Raw genomic sequence first — 13526 nt, 5'->3', positions numbered from 1 at the left:
CCCACGCCCGGATGGACGAGGCCGGGCCGGTCATGATCCGCATAAACGAAATTCTCGACAAGACCGCCATATACTTGAGTGAGGCGGAACAGGCGCTGCTCACCAAGGCGTACGTGTTCTCCGCCGCGGCCCATGCCGGACAGGTGCGCCTGTCCGGCGAACCCTACCTGTCCCATCCCCTGGAAGTGGCGGGCCTTCTCGCCGACATGCGCCTGGACGCGGCCAGCATCGCGGCCGGGCTCCTGCACGACACCGTGGAGGACACCAAGGCCACGGTGGACGAGGTCGAGGAGCTTTTCGGCGACGACGTGGCCGACATCGTCGACGGCGTGACCAAGATCAGCCTCATCCCCTTCGAGAGCAAGGAAGAGGCCCAGGCCGAAAACATCCGCAAGATGATCCTGGCCATGGCCAACGACATCCGGGTGGTCCTGGTCAAGCTGGCCGACCGGCTGCACAACATGCGCACCCTGGAGTTCCAGAAGCCCTACAAGCAGGCGCGCATCGCCCAGGAGACCATGGACATCTACGCCCCGCTGGCCAACCGGCTGGGCCTGCACCGCATCAAGACCGAACTCGAGGACATCAGCTTCAAATACCTGAAGCCAGACGTCTACAACCAGATCAAGACCGGCGTCGACCGTCACCGCACCCTCGACGAATCCTACATCGAGCGGGTCATCTCCCAGGTCAAGGAGCTCCTGCGCCCCAACCATATCCGGGCTCGCATCTTCGGCCGCCGCAAGCACCTCTGGAGCGTGTTCAACAAGATGCGCGTCCAGGGGCTCACCCTGGACCAGGTCCACGACCTGGTGGCCTTTCGCGTCATCGTGGAGAATATTCGCGAATGCTACGCCGTGCTCGGGCTCGTGCACTCCATCTGGAAACCCGTGCCCGGGCGCTTCAAAGACTACATCTCCATGCCCAAGGCCAACATGTACCAGAGCCTGCACACCACGGTGGTCGGGCCTGACGGCGAGCGCATCGAGATCCAGATCCGCACCGTGGAGATGAACCGGTTGGCCGAGGAGGGCGTGGCCGCCCACTGGAAGTACAAGGAGCGCGAGAAGGGGAAGTTCAACCCCAAGGACGTGGAGCGCTTCGCCTGGCTGCGCCAGATCATGGACTGGCAGCGGGAGCTCAAGGATTCGCGCGAGTTCGTGGCCAACCTGCGCTTCGACCTGTTCCAGGACGAGGTCTACGTCTTCACGCCCAAGGGCGACGTCAAGGAGCTGCCCGAGGGCGGCACGGCCGTCGACCTGGCCTTTCTCATCCACACGGCCGTGGGCGAGCACTGCGCCGGGGCCAAGGTCAACGGTAAGCTGGTGACCCTCGAGACGCCGCTTAAAAACGGCGACACCGTCGAGATCATCACCGACAAGAACCGCCATCCCAACCGGGACTGGCTCAAGTTCGTCAAGACCGCCAAGGCCAGGACCCGCATCAAGCATTTCATCCGTACCGAGGAGCGGGTGCGTTCCATCTCCCTTGGCCGCGAGATGCTGGAGAAGCAGGGCCGCAAGGACGGGGTCAACATCCAAAAGGCCATCAAGGACGGCTCCATGCTGGCCGTGGCCCGGGAACTCTCCCTGCCCGGGGTCGAGGACGTGCTTTCGGCCGTGGGCTATTCGCGCATCACCCCGAAAAAGGTCATCGGCCGGCTCATCCCCAAGAAGGAGGGCGAGGAGGCCGAGGCGCCGCATGCCGCCAAGGCCGAGGCCCCGGCCGTCACTGCGGCCGAAAGCGTGGCCGGGACCGGCAAGGGCAAGCCCGGCGAGGGCGTGCGCATTCAGGGCGTGGACAACGTGCTCGTGCGGCTGGCCCAGTGCTGCAACCCCGTGCCCGGCGACCCCATCGTGGGCTACATTTCCCGGGGCCGGGGGGTCGTGGTCCATACCCACGACTGCCCCAACGTGCCCAATCTCGAATCCGAACGCCTTATCCAGGTCAATTGGGAAGGGGAGAAGGAGCAGCCCTACCATGCGGGGCTGTCCATCCTGGCCAAGAACAAGAAGGGCGTGCTCGGAAAGATTTCCCTGCTTTTGGCCGAAGAGGGCGTCAACATCGACTCCGGGGCCATCCATTCCAACGTGGACGGCACCACCCACCTCATTTTCCGGGTCGAGGTGCGCGATTCCAGCCATCTGTACCGGACCATCGACAAATTGAGCCGCCTCGACGCCGTCATGGCCGTCAAGCGCCGCGCCGTCACCGACGACCTTGGGGTAAGCCCCGAGGAAGAGGAAGAGACCCTGGGCGCATGATGGCGGGCCACCGGAACAAGGAGAGGACGTCGCGGACGGGGCGCCGGCTCGTTTTCGGGGGGCTTGTGTTTGTGCTCGTGGCGCTTTTGGTCGCACACGAGCGCCACGCCACGCCCTGGCGGGATTTGGCCCGGGACCTGGGGCCGGTGCCGCCGGCCTTCTTTCTGCCCCTGGATGCCCGCTCCAAGGGCGCGCAGACCGCCTTGGAGACCGGGCCGCACGGCGAAAAGATCCTCTGGGGCTACGGCCCGAAGACGCGGCTGCGCTTTCACACGCTTGCGCCCATGCGCCTGCGCCTGTGCTATGCCTTCACGTCGCCGGTGCGCGATCAGACCGTCGCGGTGGCGGTCAACGAACATCCGGTCGCCGCCTATGACGCCCGGAAAAGCGGGCTTCCCGACGACGCCGGCCATCCCGCCTGCCGCGACTTCACTTCCCGGGCCGGGGACAACCGGATCAGCTTCGCCTACCGGGCCTGGAACCACGGCGGCGACGATTTCGCCGCGGACGACCCCAGACCTCTTGCCGCGACCTTCACCATGCTCCAACTGCTGCCCGTGCCCGGCGATCCGGCGGTGTCCCCATGAGCGCCGACCGTCTGCCGCGTTTGACCGCCAAGGTCCTTATCGCCGGGCTGATCGTCTACGTCGCCTGGCGGGCCTTGAGTTTGTCCATGACCTGCGACGAGGCCTGGACCGCCGAGGCCTTGCCCTATCCCGGGTTTTTTTCCTTCATCACGCCTTCTTTTTTCGCCGGGCTCAACGTGCATCTGCTCAATTCCTGGCTGATCAACCTGTGCCTGACGGTTTTCGGCGAACACGACTGGGCGGTGCGGTTGCCGGCGCTGGCCGGCGGCATCTGCTATCTTTGCCTGGCCTACCGGCTAAGCGCCCGGCTTTTTGACGGCTGGGCCGTTACGGCCGCGACGGCGCTGCTGACGGCCAATCCGTATCTGCTCGATTTCTTCTCCGTCGGCCGTGGCTACGCCCTGGGCCTGGGACTGACCATGCTGGGCCTTTCCCGGCTGCTGGCGGCTCGGGATGCGCGGCGGCCGCCGTGGCATTTGGTTTTTTTCGCCCTGGCCGCCCTGGCCAACCTGTCCTTTCTCTACGCCTACCTTACCGCCCTGGCGCTGGCCGTGATCCGGTTTGCCTGGCAAGCCCGCCAGGGCTCTCGGCCGCGTGGAAGGGCGCTTGCCGCCGCCTGCCTGCCCGTCCTGGCGACGCTGGTCGGTCTGAGCGTCATCTACGGCCCGACCATGCGCATTGCCGCGAAGCATAACGAATACTGGTGGGGCAGCGCCGACGGGTTTGTCGGCGGCGGCTTGACCAGCCTGTTTGCGGTCACGCTCTACCGCACCGGCATCGACCCGGCCTTGCCCAGGCTTCTCGCCTGGATGGCCATGGGCCTTTTGACGGGGCTCGCGCTTGCCGCCGTGGCCACGCGCGCCTGGACGGGGCCACGGCGGCCGATCGCCACGGCCTTTTTCACGTTGCTGGCCTTTTACGGCATCGTCTGGGCCGGCGTGACCGTTGAACATGCCCTGTTCGGCACGCCGTACCTCATGGAGCGGGGGATGTTGTTTTTATGGCCGGTGCTGGTGCTGGCCGTGTGCGGCGGCATCGGCTGCCTGCCGCCGGGGAGGGCGTGGCGATGGGCCGGCGGGGGCCTTTTGGTCGGGCTGTGTCTGATCGCGTGCGGGAATTTCGCCCGGGCCGCCAATCTCGCCTATACGTTTACCTGGCGCAACGACGCCTGTTCACGGCCCTTTATGCGGCGCATCGCGCGCGAGAACTACCCGCGCAATTTCACCCGCGAGAAAATCGGCATCGCCGTGTCCCACATGGCCATACATACCCTGGATTATTACGTGCGCCATTTGCGCATGGCCTACGTGGACACGGTGCGGGGCCTGGAATACCTGCCCAAGGCCGCCTACGGCATCATGCCGGCCGATCTCGCCGCCACCCCGAAGGTGGCCGACCGCTTCGAGGTCATCATGACCTGTCCGGCAAGCGGCCTCGTCCTGACCCGCCGCCGGGGGGATGGGAAAAAGCATGCCGGGGGGAAACCTTTCTGAAGAAAGGTTTCCCCCCGGCACCCCCTTTCCAAAGACTTTCAATAAAATTAGAGTGTAACGGTGACCTCTCTGTCTATTGAAAACTTTAGGAAGGGGAGAGCGCGAGAGGGGAGAACCCTTTTTAAAGGGTTTCCCCTCTCGCATTCTCTTCTCATCTCTTCATCTTCCCTCATCTTCCCATCTTACGAGGTATCGTTGGCCAAAATATAGCCGACCAGGGCGGCGTTGAGGATAGCGCCCGAAGTGCCGCCGGTTGCGGCGGCGGCCGAGGCGGCGGCGAAGGTCGAGGCCGCTTGGGTGGAGATGGTCGGGCTGGTGATGCCCGAGGTGTCCATGCCGGCATTGGAGAGCATGGTTTTCAGGGACTCGGTGTAGCTGGCGGCCTGGGTATTCATGATATTCGCCCCGCTGGCCACGGCGGCGAGCCAGGCGGTTCCGGCGTTGGAGGCCATGGACGCGATGTTGGCCATGGCGTTGGAAATATTGATAGTGGCGTTGCTGGCTGTGGGCAGGGTGATGCCGCTCAGGGTGTCGTACAGGCTGGCCATCGCGGCTTGTCTGCCGGCCTCCGAAGTGGTCGAGGCCATCGCCGTATTATAGCTCGTGTAGGCCTGCATGTATTGCACCTGGACGCTCGATTGGACGTCCGTGGGCAGCAGGCTGATCATGGTATTGTTGAAATCGGCCTGGGCCGTCGCGATGTCGGCCCGGCGATTGGACGACGACGAGGCCGCGCTCTGGGCGGAGGTAAGCTTGGCGCAGGCAAGGCTATATTGATACGCCCAATTGACGACGTCGCTGGTGCTCACGGATGTGGTGGCCATATGTGCCTCCAGGCGGCAAGTTCGACCCGGTCCGGCGGGGACGGAATCGTGTGCCTGGAAGAGAGCAAGAAGGCTGCCAGTCCTCAAAATACGAGATAACCTCTTCGAATGGATTGAAGAATTTTTTTAAAACCCAAGGAATATTTTGCCGGCCGGGTGCAACTTCCGGCCAAAGCTGCCGTCACCTACTCTCCACACGGCCGTCACTCACGCTCCAAATCCCTAAGGCAAACGGATAACGCTCGGTTCCCGGGGGAGCCCCCGGAGAGTCCGGGCGTCCGTCAACCTTTCTCGCACTGGAGAAATGCCATGGGACATCTTGACGTGGATCGCTTCAAGCAGGTGCTCACCGAAATGCTCGAAACCCTCATCGGCCAGTCCCGCGACTCCCTCGACGTCATGTCGCAGGAAGTGGCGGCGTTTGCCGACCTCACGGACCGGGCCACGGCCGAGTCCGACCGGCACATGAACATCATCATGCGCGAGCGCGACCGCCAGCTCATCGGCGAGATCCACGAAGCCCTGGAACGGGTCAAGGACGGCGAATACGGCGTTTGCCAGGAGTGCGGCGAGGAGATCGGCATGGCCCGCCTGCGCGCCCAGCCCACCGCCACCTTGTGTGTCCACTGCAAGGCCATGCTCGAGGACATGGGCCGGCCCTATATGGCTCCGGCCGGAAACGAGTCCGCCTTTCTCGAGGAATAGCGGCGCACGGGCGATCGCCGGCCGCGCCGCCGTCAGCGGCGAGCCGGCCTCGCGCCGCGCCGGAAATTGCCGGCGTCTTTTGCAAGGATGCCGCGCCGTGCCGTGGCCCACGCCCGGACTGCCTTCCCGGGCGCGGCCGCGACCGCCCGATGCCGCCCGGAAGAAACGCCGGGCAGGGGAGGAGGCCGCGCCTCCATTTGGGAGGGCCGCCCCCGTCGGAGCCTGCGGCATTCCCTCTGAAAAGAGGCCGCGTTCACGGCCGCTGGATCAGGCCTTGGCCGACTCGGCCGGGACGTCCGGCAGCGTCAACTCCGCCAGGCAGCCGCCGCCCGGACGCTCGACGACGCGCAACACGCCGCCGAGTTCCTCGGCATTGCGCTTGGCGATGCAAAGCCCCATGCCGACGCCCACAGCCTTGGTGGTGAAAAACGGGTCAAAGATGAACGGCCGGATATCCGCGGCCACTCCCGGTCCCCGATCCTCCACGGCGAGGACGAGCGTTTCGCCTTCCCGGCGCGCGCGCACCGAAATCATGCCTTCTTCCGCCGCGTCGCAAGCCTCCAGGGCGTTGGCCAAAAGCTCGGCCAGCGTCTCCACCGTCAGTTCGGCGTCGAGGCGCGCCAGCCCCACGGCCGCGTCCACGGTGAAGGGCGCATTGCATCCCGTCCTGGACCGGGCCGTTTCCATGGCCCGCATGGCCAGATCGGCCGTGTCGGCCATGACCGGCACGGCCGGGCGGCGTTTGGCGTAGGACGACACGGCACGTACCACGGACTCGAGCCGCCTGGCTCCGTCGAGGATCATGGCAAGCGCTTCGGCGTCGGGATCGCCTTCGGGATGGCGTCTGAGTAGCCGTCCGGTGAAACCGCCGATGATCATGAGCGGATTTCTGATCTGATGGGCCACGGCCAGGGAAAAGCGGCCCAGGCTTTCGATGCGCTCCTGCTGGACGGCGTGGATGCCGAGCAGCATGTCGCGTTCCCTGGCGTGGAGCGCGAAGATCTCAGTCATGTCGTCGATCTCGAAGAGGATGCCGAAGATCTTTTCGTTTTCCAGAAGCAGCGAGCACGACAGGCGGAAATGGCGCAGCGTGCCGTCGGGATGGCGGTAGGTGAAGGTGATGGGCGCGGGTTTGCGGCCGTGCTTGATGGGGGCGGCCAGGAAGTGGGCCAGCCCGCGCGGGGTGTCCGACCGGGCGATGATGGCCTTGGCTTCGGCCGGGTCGGCCAGGGACTGGGGCGTCTCGCCGAGCAGGGTGGCGGCGGCCGGGTTGGAGGCGTAGACCAGCCCCTTGCTGTTGGCGATGACCACCCCGGCCGAAAAACCGCCGAGCAGGTCGTGGAAATAAGTGGAATGGGCGAAGGTCAGCATAGGGCGGCCTCGCTGATGTCGCGCCTCGGCAAAGGCCGGCGCGTGTTGCGGGGAGACGGGGCCAGTATGGGGCGCGCGGGTTACGGCTCCATGACGGACACCGAAAGGCGCGCAGGAACCATTTTGTCGCATGCCGTGACGGATTTGTAGGATTTTGGTGCTTTCCCTCCCGATCTGTAGATATATCATGTTGGAATAATAAAATAAATATTTGGAATGGATATTGCTTAAGGAAAAATATGGAAACACTGGAAACCCGCTATGGCAACCTGCCCGTGGACGGTCCGGTGGACCGTTACCGGGACGGCTCGCTTCGCGCCGTCTCCCTGGACGGCCCGGTGGCCCTGGAAACCTCGCTCGGGCGGCTCACGCCCCAGCACACCATCGACGACTCGCGGCGCATGCAGCTGCCGCAGCTGACCTTTTTCCCCAACGGGCAGGTGCGTTCGCTGCCGCTCGAGACCAGCACCGTGGTGGATACGCCGGTGGGGGAGCTTCCGGCCGAATTGGTCACATTTCACGAGAACGGGGCCGTGGCCCGGGTGTTTCCGCTCAACGGCAAGCTCTCCGGCTACTGGACCGAGGCCGACGAGGCGGGCCTGGCCGAGACGCTGTCCCTGGACACCTCCATCGGCCGCATCGCCTCCCGGTTCGTGTCCGTGGCCTTTTCCCCGGATGGGGAATTGCGCAGCCTCACCCTGTGGCCCGGGGAGGAGGTGACGGTGAAAACGCCGGTCGGCAACGCACCGGCGCGCTTGGGCCTGAGCTTTCATTCCGGCGGAGCCCTGCGTTCGCTGGAACCGGCGCGGCCCATGGAGACGCCCACACCGGCCGGCGTCATTTGGGCCTACGATCCCGACGCGGTGGGAATTTCCGGCGACGAGAACTCCCTGGCCTTCGACCTCTCGGGCACGGTTTCGCGCGTCGCCACCATACGCTCGCAGCTTGTGGCGCGACTTCCCGGCGAGGCTCCCCGCGAACTGGCCCCGGCCGTGCGCGAGAGCATCTGCGGCGACGGCGACCATGAGATCACGCCCCTGGTGCTGGAATTTACCGCCCAAAACCTCGTCGCCCGCCACGGCAGCATCGGCAAGCCCTTCGCCGTCCTGCCCCGGGCCAACGCGACCTTCGTGGCCAAGCCTTTCGTCTCGGCTTTCGCCGTGTCCTTCGCGCCGAAGCGCTGTTCCATGTAGGCCGGTTTTCCTTGACGACCTCCCCTTGCGGCCTGATATGAAAGGATGGCGCGTCCCGACCGGAGCATAGCGGGGCGCGTCGACGGCCGCCGCGTATGCCCGCGGCCGTAAAGCCACAAGGAGGTTTCTCGTGGTCAGAACAACCGGCATTTTGCTGGCTGTGCTTCTTCTTGTCTTCGCATCCGTGGATTTCGCCGCGGCCAAAAGGCTGGGCGGCGGCGGTTCCTTCGGCAACCGGCGATCGTTCACCACCACCCGTCCGAACAATTCCGGCGCGCCTTCGGGCTTTTTCGGCAGCCAACAGCAGCAGTCCCGGCCCAATCCGGCGACCGCGACCAATCCCGGCGGCCGGTTCTCCCGGCCGGGCATGGGCGGCATGCTGGGCGGCCTGCTCGTGGGCGGCCTGCTCGGCTCCATGCTCTTTGGCGGCGGCCATGCCGGCGGCTACGGCGGACCGGGCCTGCTCGACCTGATTTTGATCGGCGGCGGGCTCTTTTTGTTGTTCCGGTTCCTGGGCCGTCGACGGATGGCCTCCCAGTCCGGGCCGTCCATGGCGCGGACTTACGAGGCCAGTCCCATGCGTGAGGCGGCCGGCAGCGGCTGGGCCAATCTCGGCGCGGCGTCGTCCGGCCCCCAGGCCCAGGCCGCATCCGGGCCCAACGTGCCCCCGGGCTTTGACGTCGAGGATTTCCTGTCCGGCGCGAAAACGCTTTTCGGCCGGCTGCAACGCTCCTGGAGCGCCCGGGATGTGAGCGACATCGCCACCTTTGCCACGCCGGCCTTCATGGAGGACGTGCGACGGCAGGCGGCCGAGGACCCGAACCCCGAGCCCACCGACGTCCTGCTCGTGGACGCCAAGCTCTTGGAGGTTCGCAAGATGGGGGAAACGACCATCGCCTCGGCCTACTTCGACACCCTCATGCGCGAAGACCCCAAGGCCGGCCAGCCTGAACAGGTGCGCGAGATCTGGCATTTCGCGCGCCGCGACGACGTTCCCGGCGACAACTGGCGTCTCGACGCCATCCAGCAACTCGAAGGATAACGGGCTATTCGCCCCGTAAGGACCGGGCCCCCGCCATTTGGCGGGGGCTTTTTGTTGGCGATCTCGGAAGCGCCTTCGGATTTCCGGTTGCGCATTCTTTACGTCGTGCTAGCGTAAGTCATCTCTATCGGCCGCGTCGTTGTTTGGAGGCGTGGCGAGATAGTGTCGCAATGCCCTTAGGCGAGAGATGGGGAGGTGGCCGGAAATGACGCCGGTTCGCTTTGTGGCGCGGCTTTCCGGGTTCCCGTGAGGGAAGGCGCGTCACGGTAGACGGTTGTTTTCTGGGCGGGACGCGATGTGTCCCAAAAACAATGGATGCAGGCATCCAAGGAGGTTTCACTATGACTTCGCGGAAACTGCTGGCAATGATTTTCTCCCTGGCGGCGGTTCTCGTTCTCGGTTCCTGGAGCATCGCCGGCGCGCAGATGGGTCCGGGCATGATGTACGGCTACGGTTATCAGAACCTGACGCCGGAAAAGCAGGCGGCGGCGCAAAAAATCTATGGCGCGTATTATTCCCAGACGAGCGGCCTGCGCCAACAGCTCGTCGCCAAGCAATATGAACTGAACTCGCTGATTTACGGCGGCAAGGCCGACGACAAGAAGGTGCAGGCGCTGACCGCGGAAGTCAGCCAGTTGCGCTCGAAGCTCTACGAAGCGCAGGTCGCCCTCCAGCGCCAGCTGGCCAAGGAGGATATCCCGTTCATGGGCGGCTGGCACGGCGGCGGCTGGCACGGCGGCGGCATGTACGGAGGCGGCATGTACGGTGGCGGCATGATGGGTCCGGGCATGATGTATTAACGACAGGTTTTTCCGGGGCCGGGGATGGTCCGTATCCTCCGGTCATCTCTTGAAATCGTACATAACCTGCTTGTTTTCCCTGAAAAGTCTTTGGAAGGGGGCCCGGGGGAAACCTTTCTTCAGAAAGGTTTCCCCCGGCTCTTTTCTCCCTCTTACGCCGTTACCACAGGCAGCCCGGCCCGGGTCCAGGCGATCATGCCCCCGGCCACCGAGCGCACGTCGCTGCATCCTTTGGCGGCCAGGGCGCTGCCGATGATGTTGGAGCGGTAGCCCGAGCCGCAGACGACGACCACCGGGCCGGAGAAACACAGGTCCACCCCGCGTTCCAGGATGTCGGCAAAGGGCTGGTGCGCGGCGGCGGCCACATGGCCGGCCTCCCATTCCGCGTCGGTGCGCACGTCGAGCAGCGCCGGCGGGTTGTCCCCTTCAAGGGCCTTGGACAGGTCGCGCACCGACATCTGGGAAAGCGACGCCACTTCCCGGCCGCTCTGGGTCCAGGCCGGCATGCCGCCGCCCAGATGCCCGAGGATGGCGTCGTAGCCGATGCGGAAGAGTTCCAGCCGCACGGCTGAGGCACCTTCCCGGTCAGCCGCCACGATGAGGATCTTGGCGTCCGGGGCCACGGACATGCCCACCCAGTTGGCGAGCTGTTTGTCGAAGCCGATGTTGAGGCTGCCGGGGATGTGCGCCCCGCCGTAGGCGGCCGTGTCGCGGCAGTCGATGACGACCGTGTCCGGCGCGGCCATGAGTTCCTCGAACCGGTCCGGGGTGAGTTCGCGCTCCATGGGGCAGGCGTCGCGAAGCGGCGCGCCCTTGCGGTTGGTCTCGATGATGTGGCTGAAGCTTTTCGGCCGGGCCGGCAGGTGGGACAGAATGGCCGCCTTGAAGCTGGCGAAATCGGGGTAGCCGAGCATGGCGTTGGCCCGGCGCTCGTAGCCGAGGGTGGACACGCCCTTGGCGCTCATGCCCCGGCCGCAAAGCGACCCCTGCCCGTGGGCGGGGTAGATTTCCAGGTCCGCCGGCAGCTTGCCCAGCTTCTCGTAGAGGCTGTCGTAGAGGTTTTGCACCTGGGCATCGAGGATCGCCGCGCCCGGCAGGTCCGGCCGGCCGATGTCGCCGACGAACAGTACGTCGCCGGTGAGAAGCATGCACGGCTCCGGCGAGCGCACCAGGTCGCTGACCAGAAGGGACACGGAATTGGGCGTGTGGCCGGGCGTGTAGAGCACTTCCAGGCGGGCCGCGCCGGCTTCGATCACCTGGCCTTCGGCCAGCGGCTTGTGGGGATAGGTCACGCCGGCGTCGGGGTGGATGTGGATATCCGCCCCTGTGGCGGCGCGCAGTTCCTGGCCGCCGCTTATGTGGTCGGCGTGCAGGTGGGTCTCGATGATGCCGATGATGCGCATGCCCTCGTCGCGGGCGATCTCCAGGTAGCAGTCGATGTCGCGTTTGGGGTCGACCACCACGCAGACATGGGCGGCGGGGCAGCCGAGAACGTAGGAAAAACAGCCCAAACCCGGAGTCTGTATCTGCTTGAAATACATTGCTCTCCTCCTTCCGACTTTCGGTCGAACTTTCCTTAGAATGGCTGATTCCCGGCAGAGGGGCAAGGCTGGCGCCACAGAAAATCTGCTACAAGGCTCCTCTTATGAAAGTTTTTAGGGAGGGTGGGGGGCCGGGGGAGGGAACCCTTTTTTTCAAAAAAGGGTTCCCTCCCCCGGCGGCCTCCGCTTCTCTACGGAACTATCTCCAAGCCCGCGCCGGTGGGCGTGAAGTCGCCTTGGAAATGTTCGCGCAGATAGTCCAGCCCGGCTTGGCCCGTGCAGTGCCCGGCGTAGAGCCGCGTCACGCCGAAACGTGTCAGGGCGTCGACGGTTTCGGCCATGGCGGACTCGGGCGCGCCGATCAGGTGCAGCCCGCCGACCACCGTTTGGAAGCGCTTGATGCCGCACGCGTCCTTGGCCGCTTCCAGGCTGTTGGCCAGGCCGGCATGGCAGCAGCCAAGGAGCGCCAGCTTGCCCCCCGGCGCGTCGATGACCAGAAAAGCGTCGTCGGGCACGCGGTCCGGCTCATGGCCGGCGGTGTCGCGAAAAAGGTTGGCCGTGGCCGTGAAGTTGCCCGGCCGGCGAGGGATGTCGGTGACGAAGGTGATACCCGGGGCGAGGGTCTGGGCGTCCCGAAGGGGAACGAATTCGGGCAGGCCGTTCGGGAGCCGGCCGTCGTTCATGCCGGCGGAACGATAGGTGTTGGCGTCGCGACGGCTGTAACGTTGCCGCCAGACGTCCGGATGGCCGTGGACGGGGCCGGCGTATCCCGCGTCGAGCAAGGTCGCCAGCCCGCCGCTGTGGTCGTAGTGCCCGTGGCTTAGGGCGATGGCCCGGGCGGAGGTGGGGTCGATGCCGCAGGCGGCGGCGTTTTGCGCCACAAGGCCGGTCTGGCCGGTGTCCCACAGGAGACAGCCGGCCTCACCCGCGTCGATCCACACCGACCAGCCGTGCTCGGCCCCAAGGCGTGGATCGCTCGAGACGTTGTCCACCAGAACGCGCAGGGACCGAACAGCCATGGACTGTGCTCCCTAGGCCACCGCCGCGAGGGTGGCCAGCAAGTCCTTGGCCGCCGCCGCATCCGGGTTCGGAGGAAGACGCTTGAGAATGCCGAGTCCTTCGCCGGCTTCGTGGAAATCCGCTTCGGACAGGCCCGAGACCACCGCCGTGAAAATCATGGCGTTTTGCTGCATGAGCCTTGCCACCAGGGTGAATGGTTCGAGGTCGGGCAGGTTTTCGTCGGCCACGCACAAAACAGGGTGGCCCGCGGCGGCGGATTCCAACGCGGTGGCCGCGTCCGGGGCGATGGTGACATGAGCGCCTCCGGCGGCCAGGGCGGCGGTGAAGTCGGTGAGCACCCGGGGACGGGCGGTGACAAGCAGAATTTCCATAAACAAGGTCTCCCTCACGCCTTGCCGCAACACGAGCCGGGGCCGGCGCAACCGGCATGGCCGGGATGCGAACCGCAACAGCCATGGTCCGAAGGACCCGGCAACCCGGTCGCCGCCTTGCCCGTCAGCGAACTCGTGGCGGAAAGCAGTTTTTGCGCCGCGGCCCCGCATTGGGGACAAACCGGCGCATCCTCGGCCCGGGGCCGGATCACTTCGCCGCTGTACCCGCACGCCGGGCACGTAATGTCATAAATCGGCATGGTTATTCTCCTTTTGTGCGCCTCCTGGACCTCCCCCTGCCAGGGGCCCTGCCCC

Annotated in this window: 13 protein-coding genes; 7 read left to right on the top strand and 6 right to left on the bottom strand. The window is 65.6% G+C overall.

What is annotated here, in order from left to right; all coding sequences use genetic code 11:
- The first annotated feature begins 32 nt into the window (after positions 1-32).
- The 3 genes from DESFRDRAFT_RS16955 to DESFRDRAFT_RS16945 all read left to right on the top strand — a co-directional run bounded on the left by DESFRDRAFT_RS16955 (position 33) and on the right by DESFRDRAFT_RS16945 (position 4344).
- Positions 33-2264, top strand: a complete 2232-nt coding sequence (locus DESFRDRAFT_RS16955; protein WP_043795157.1) for a RelA/SpoT family protein — start codon at positions 33-35, stop codon at positions 2262-2264.
- Positions 2265-2329: 65 nt separating this feature from the next.
- On the top strand, positions 2330-2851 hold the full coding sequence (locus DESFRDRAFT_RS16950; protein WP_144005065.1) for a hypothetical protein: 522 nt from the start codon (positions 2330-2332) through the stop codon (positions 2849-2851).
- The gene (locus tag DESFRDRAFT_RS16945; RefSeq protein WP_005995976.1) at positions 2848-4344 is read left to right on the top strand and encodes a glycosyltransferase family 39 protein; all 1497 of its coding nucleotides are present in this window, start codon (positions 2848-2850) and stop codon (positions 4342-4344) included. The genes DESFRDRAFT_RS16950 and DESFRDRAFT_RS16945 overlap by 4 nt, the downstream gene beginning before the upstream one ends.
- A 182-nt stretch (positions 4345-4526) precedes the next feature.
- Here DESFRDRAFT_RS16945 and DESFRDRAFT_RS16940 read toward each other — a convergent pair whose 3' ends face one another.
- Positions 4527-5168, bottom strand: a complete 642-nt coding sequence (locus tag DESFRDRAFT_RS16940) for a hypothetical protein (protein WP_005995975.1) — start codon at positions 5166-5168, stop codon at positions 4527-4529.
- A gap of 309 nt (positions 5169-5477) precedes the next feature.
- Between DESFRDRAFT_RS16940 and DESFRDRAFT_RS16935 the strand changes: the two genes are divergently transcribed.
- Complete coding sequence (locus DESFRDRAFT_RS16935) at positions 5478-5873, top strand: TraR/DksA C4-type zinc finger protein (RefSeq protein ID WP_005995973.1); 396 nt, start codon at positions 5478-5480, stop codon at positions 5871-5873.
- Positions 5874-6140: 267 nt separating this feature from the next.
- On the opposite strand, the gene DESFRDRAFT_RS16930 is transcribed toward DESFRDRAFT_RS16935, so the two are convergent.
- On the bottom strand, positions 6141-7244 hold the full coding sequence (locus DESFRDRAFT_RS16930) for a two-component system sensor histidine kinase NtrB (RefSeq protein WP_005995971.1): 1104 nt from the start codon (positions 7242-7244) through the stop codon (positions 6141-6143).
- Between the two features lie 239 nt (positions 7245-7483).
- On the opposite strand from DESFRDRAFT_RS16930, the gene DESFRDRAFT_RS16925 reads away from it, so the two are divergent.
- The 3 genes from DESFRDRAFT_RS16925 to DESFRDRAFT_RS16915 all read left to right on the top strand — a co-directional run bounded on the left by DESFRDRAFT_RS16925 (position 7484) and on the right by DESFRDRAFT_RS16915 (position 10279).
- Positions 7484-8437: a toxin-antitoxin system YwqK family antitoxin gene (locus DESFRDRAFT_RS16925; RefSeq protein WP_005995969.1), complete on the top strand. Its 954-nt coding sequence runs from the start codon at positions 7484-7486 to the stop codon at positions 8435-8437.
- A gap of 130 nt (positions 8438-8567) precedes the next feature.
- On the top strand, positions 8568-9479 hold the full coding sequence (locus tag DESFRDRAFT_RS16920; protein ID WP_005995968.1) for a Tim44 domain-containing protein: 912 nt from the start codon (positions 8568-8570) through the stop codon (positions 9477-9479).
- A 341-nt stretch (positions 9480-9820) separates the two neighbouring features.
- Entirely contained in the window at positions 9821-10279 is a 459-nt protein-coding gene (locus DESFRDRAFT_RS16915) for a periplasmic heavy metal sensor (protein ID WP_005995966.1), read from the top strand.
- Between the two features lie 152 nt (positions 10280-10431).
- On the opposite strand, the gene DESFRDRAFT_RS16910 is transcribed toward DESFRDRAFT_RS16915, so the two are convergent.
- From DESFRDRAFT_RS16910 to DESFRDRAFT_RS16895, 4 genes are all read right to left on the bottom strand, one after another.
- Positions 10432-11820, bottom strand: coding sequence for an MBL fold metallo-hydrolase (locus DESFRDRAFT_RS16910; protein WP_005995964.1), 1389 nt, complete (start codon positions 11818-11820; stop codon positions 10432-10434).
- A gap of 191 nt (positions 11821-12011) precedes the next feature.
- On the bottom strand, positions 12012-12839 hold the full coding sequence (locus tag DESFRDRAFT_RS16905; RefSeq protein ID WP_005995962.1) for an MBL fold metallo-hydrolase: 828 nt from the start codon (positions 12837-12839) through the stop codon (positions 12012-12014).
- A 12-nt stretch (positions 12840-12851) separates the two neighbouring features.
- The gene (locus tag DESFRDRAFT_RS16900; RefSeq protein ID WP_005995960.1) at positions 12852-13211 is read right to left on the bottom strand and encodes a DNA-binding transcriptional response regulator; all 360 of its coding nucleotides are present in this window, start codon (positions 13209-13211) and stop codon (positions 12852-12854) included.
- Between the two features lie 14 nt (positions 13212-13225).
- Positions 13226-13471: an FmdB family zinc ribbon protein gene (locus tag DESFRDRAFT_RS16895; RefSeq protein ID WP_005995958.1), complete on the bottom strand. Its 246-nt coding sequence runs from the start codon at positions 13469-13471 to the stop codon at positions 13226-13228.
- Between the last annotated feature and the right edge of the window lie 55 nt (positions 13472-13526).

Source organism: Solidesulfovibrio fructosivorans JJ] (assembly GCF_000179555.1).
Classification (GTDB): Bacteria; Desulfobacterota; Desulfovibrionia; order Desulfovibrionales; family Desulfovibrionaceae; genus Solidesulfovibrio; species Solidesulfovibrio fructosivorans.
Note: the sequence above shows the minus strand (reverse complement) of the source record. Positions and strands in the feature narration are given on the sequence as shown.

Bases quoted from the DNA above. Each gene is read 5' to 3' on its own strand.
- DESFRDRAFT_RS16955 (WP_043795157.1), top strand. From the start codon at position 33: ATGATCCGCATAAACGAAATTCTCGACAAGACCGCCATATACTTGAGT.
- DESFRDRAFT_RS16945 (WP_005995976.1), top strand. From the start codon at position 2,848: ATGAGCGCCGACCGTCTGCCGCGTTTGACCGCCAAGGTCCTTATCGCC.
- DESFRDRAFT_RS16940 (WP_005995975.1), bottom strand. From the start codon at position 5,168: ATGGCCACCACATCCGTGAGCACCAGCGACGTCGTCAATTGGGCGTAT.
- DESFRDRAFT_RS16935 (WP_005995973.1), top strand. From the start codon at position 5,478: ATGGGACATCTTGACGTGGATCGCTTCAAGCAGGTGCTCACCGAAATG.
- DESFRDRAFT_RS16930 (WP_005995971.1), bottom strand. From the start codon at position 7,244: ATGCTGACCTTCGCCCATTCCACTTATTTCCACGACCTGCTCGGCGGT.
- DESFRDRAFT_RS16925 (WP_005995969.1), top strand. From the start codon at position 7,484: ATGGAAACACTGGAAACCCGCTATGGCAACCTGCCCGTGGACGGTCCG.
- DESFRDRAFT_RS16915 (WP_005995966.1), top strand. From the start codon at position 9,821: ATGACTTCGCGGAAACTGCTGGCAATGATTTTCTCCCTGGCGGCGGTT.
- DESFRDRAFT_RS16910 (WP_005995964.1), bottom strand. From the start codon at position 11,820: ATGTATTTCAAGCAGATACAGACTCCGGGTTTGGGCTGTTTTTCCTAC.
- DESFRDRAFT_RS16905 (WP_005995962.1), bottom strand. From the start codon at position 12,839: ATGGCTGTTCGGTCCCTGCGCGTTCTGGTGGACAACGTCTCGAGCGAT.
- DESFRDRAFT_RS16900 (WP_005995960.1), bottom strand. From the start codon at position 13,211: ATGGAAATTCTGCTTGTCACCGCCCGTCCCCGGGTGCTCACCGACTTC.
- DESFRDRAFT_RS16895 (WP_005995958.1), bottom strand. From the start codon at position 13,471: ATGCCGATTTATGACATTACGTGCCCGGCGTGCGGGTACAGCGGCGAA.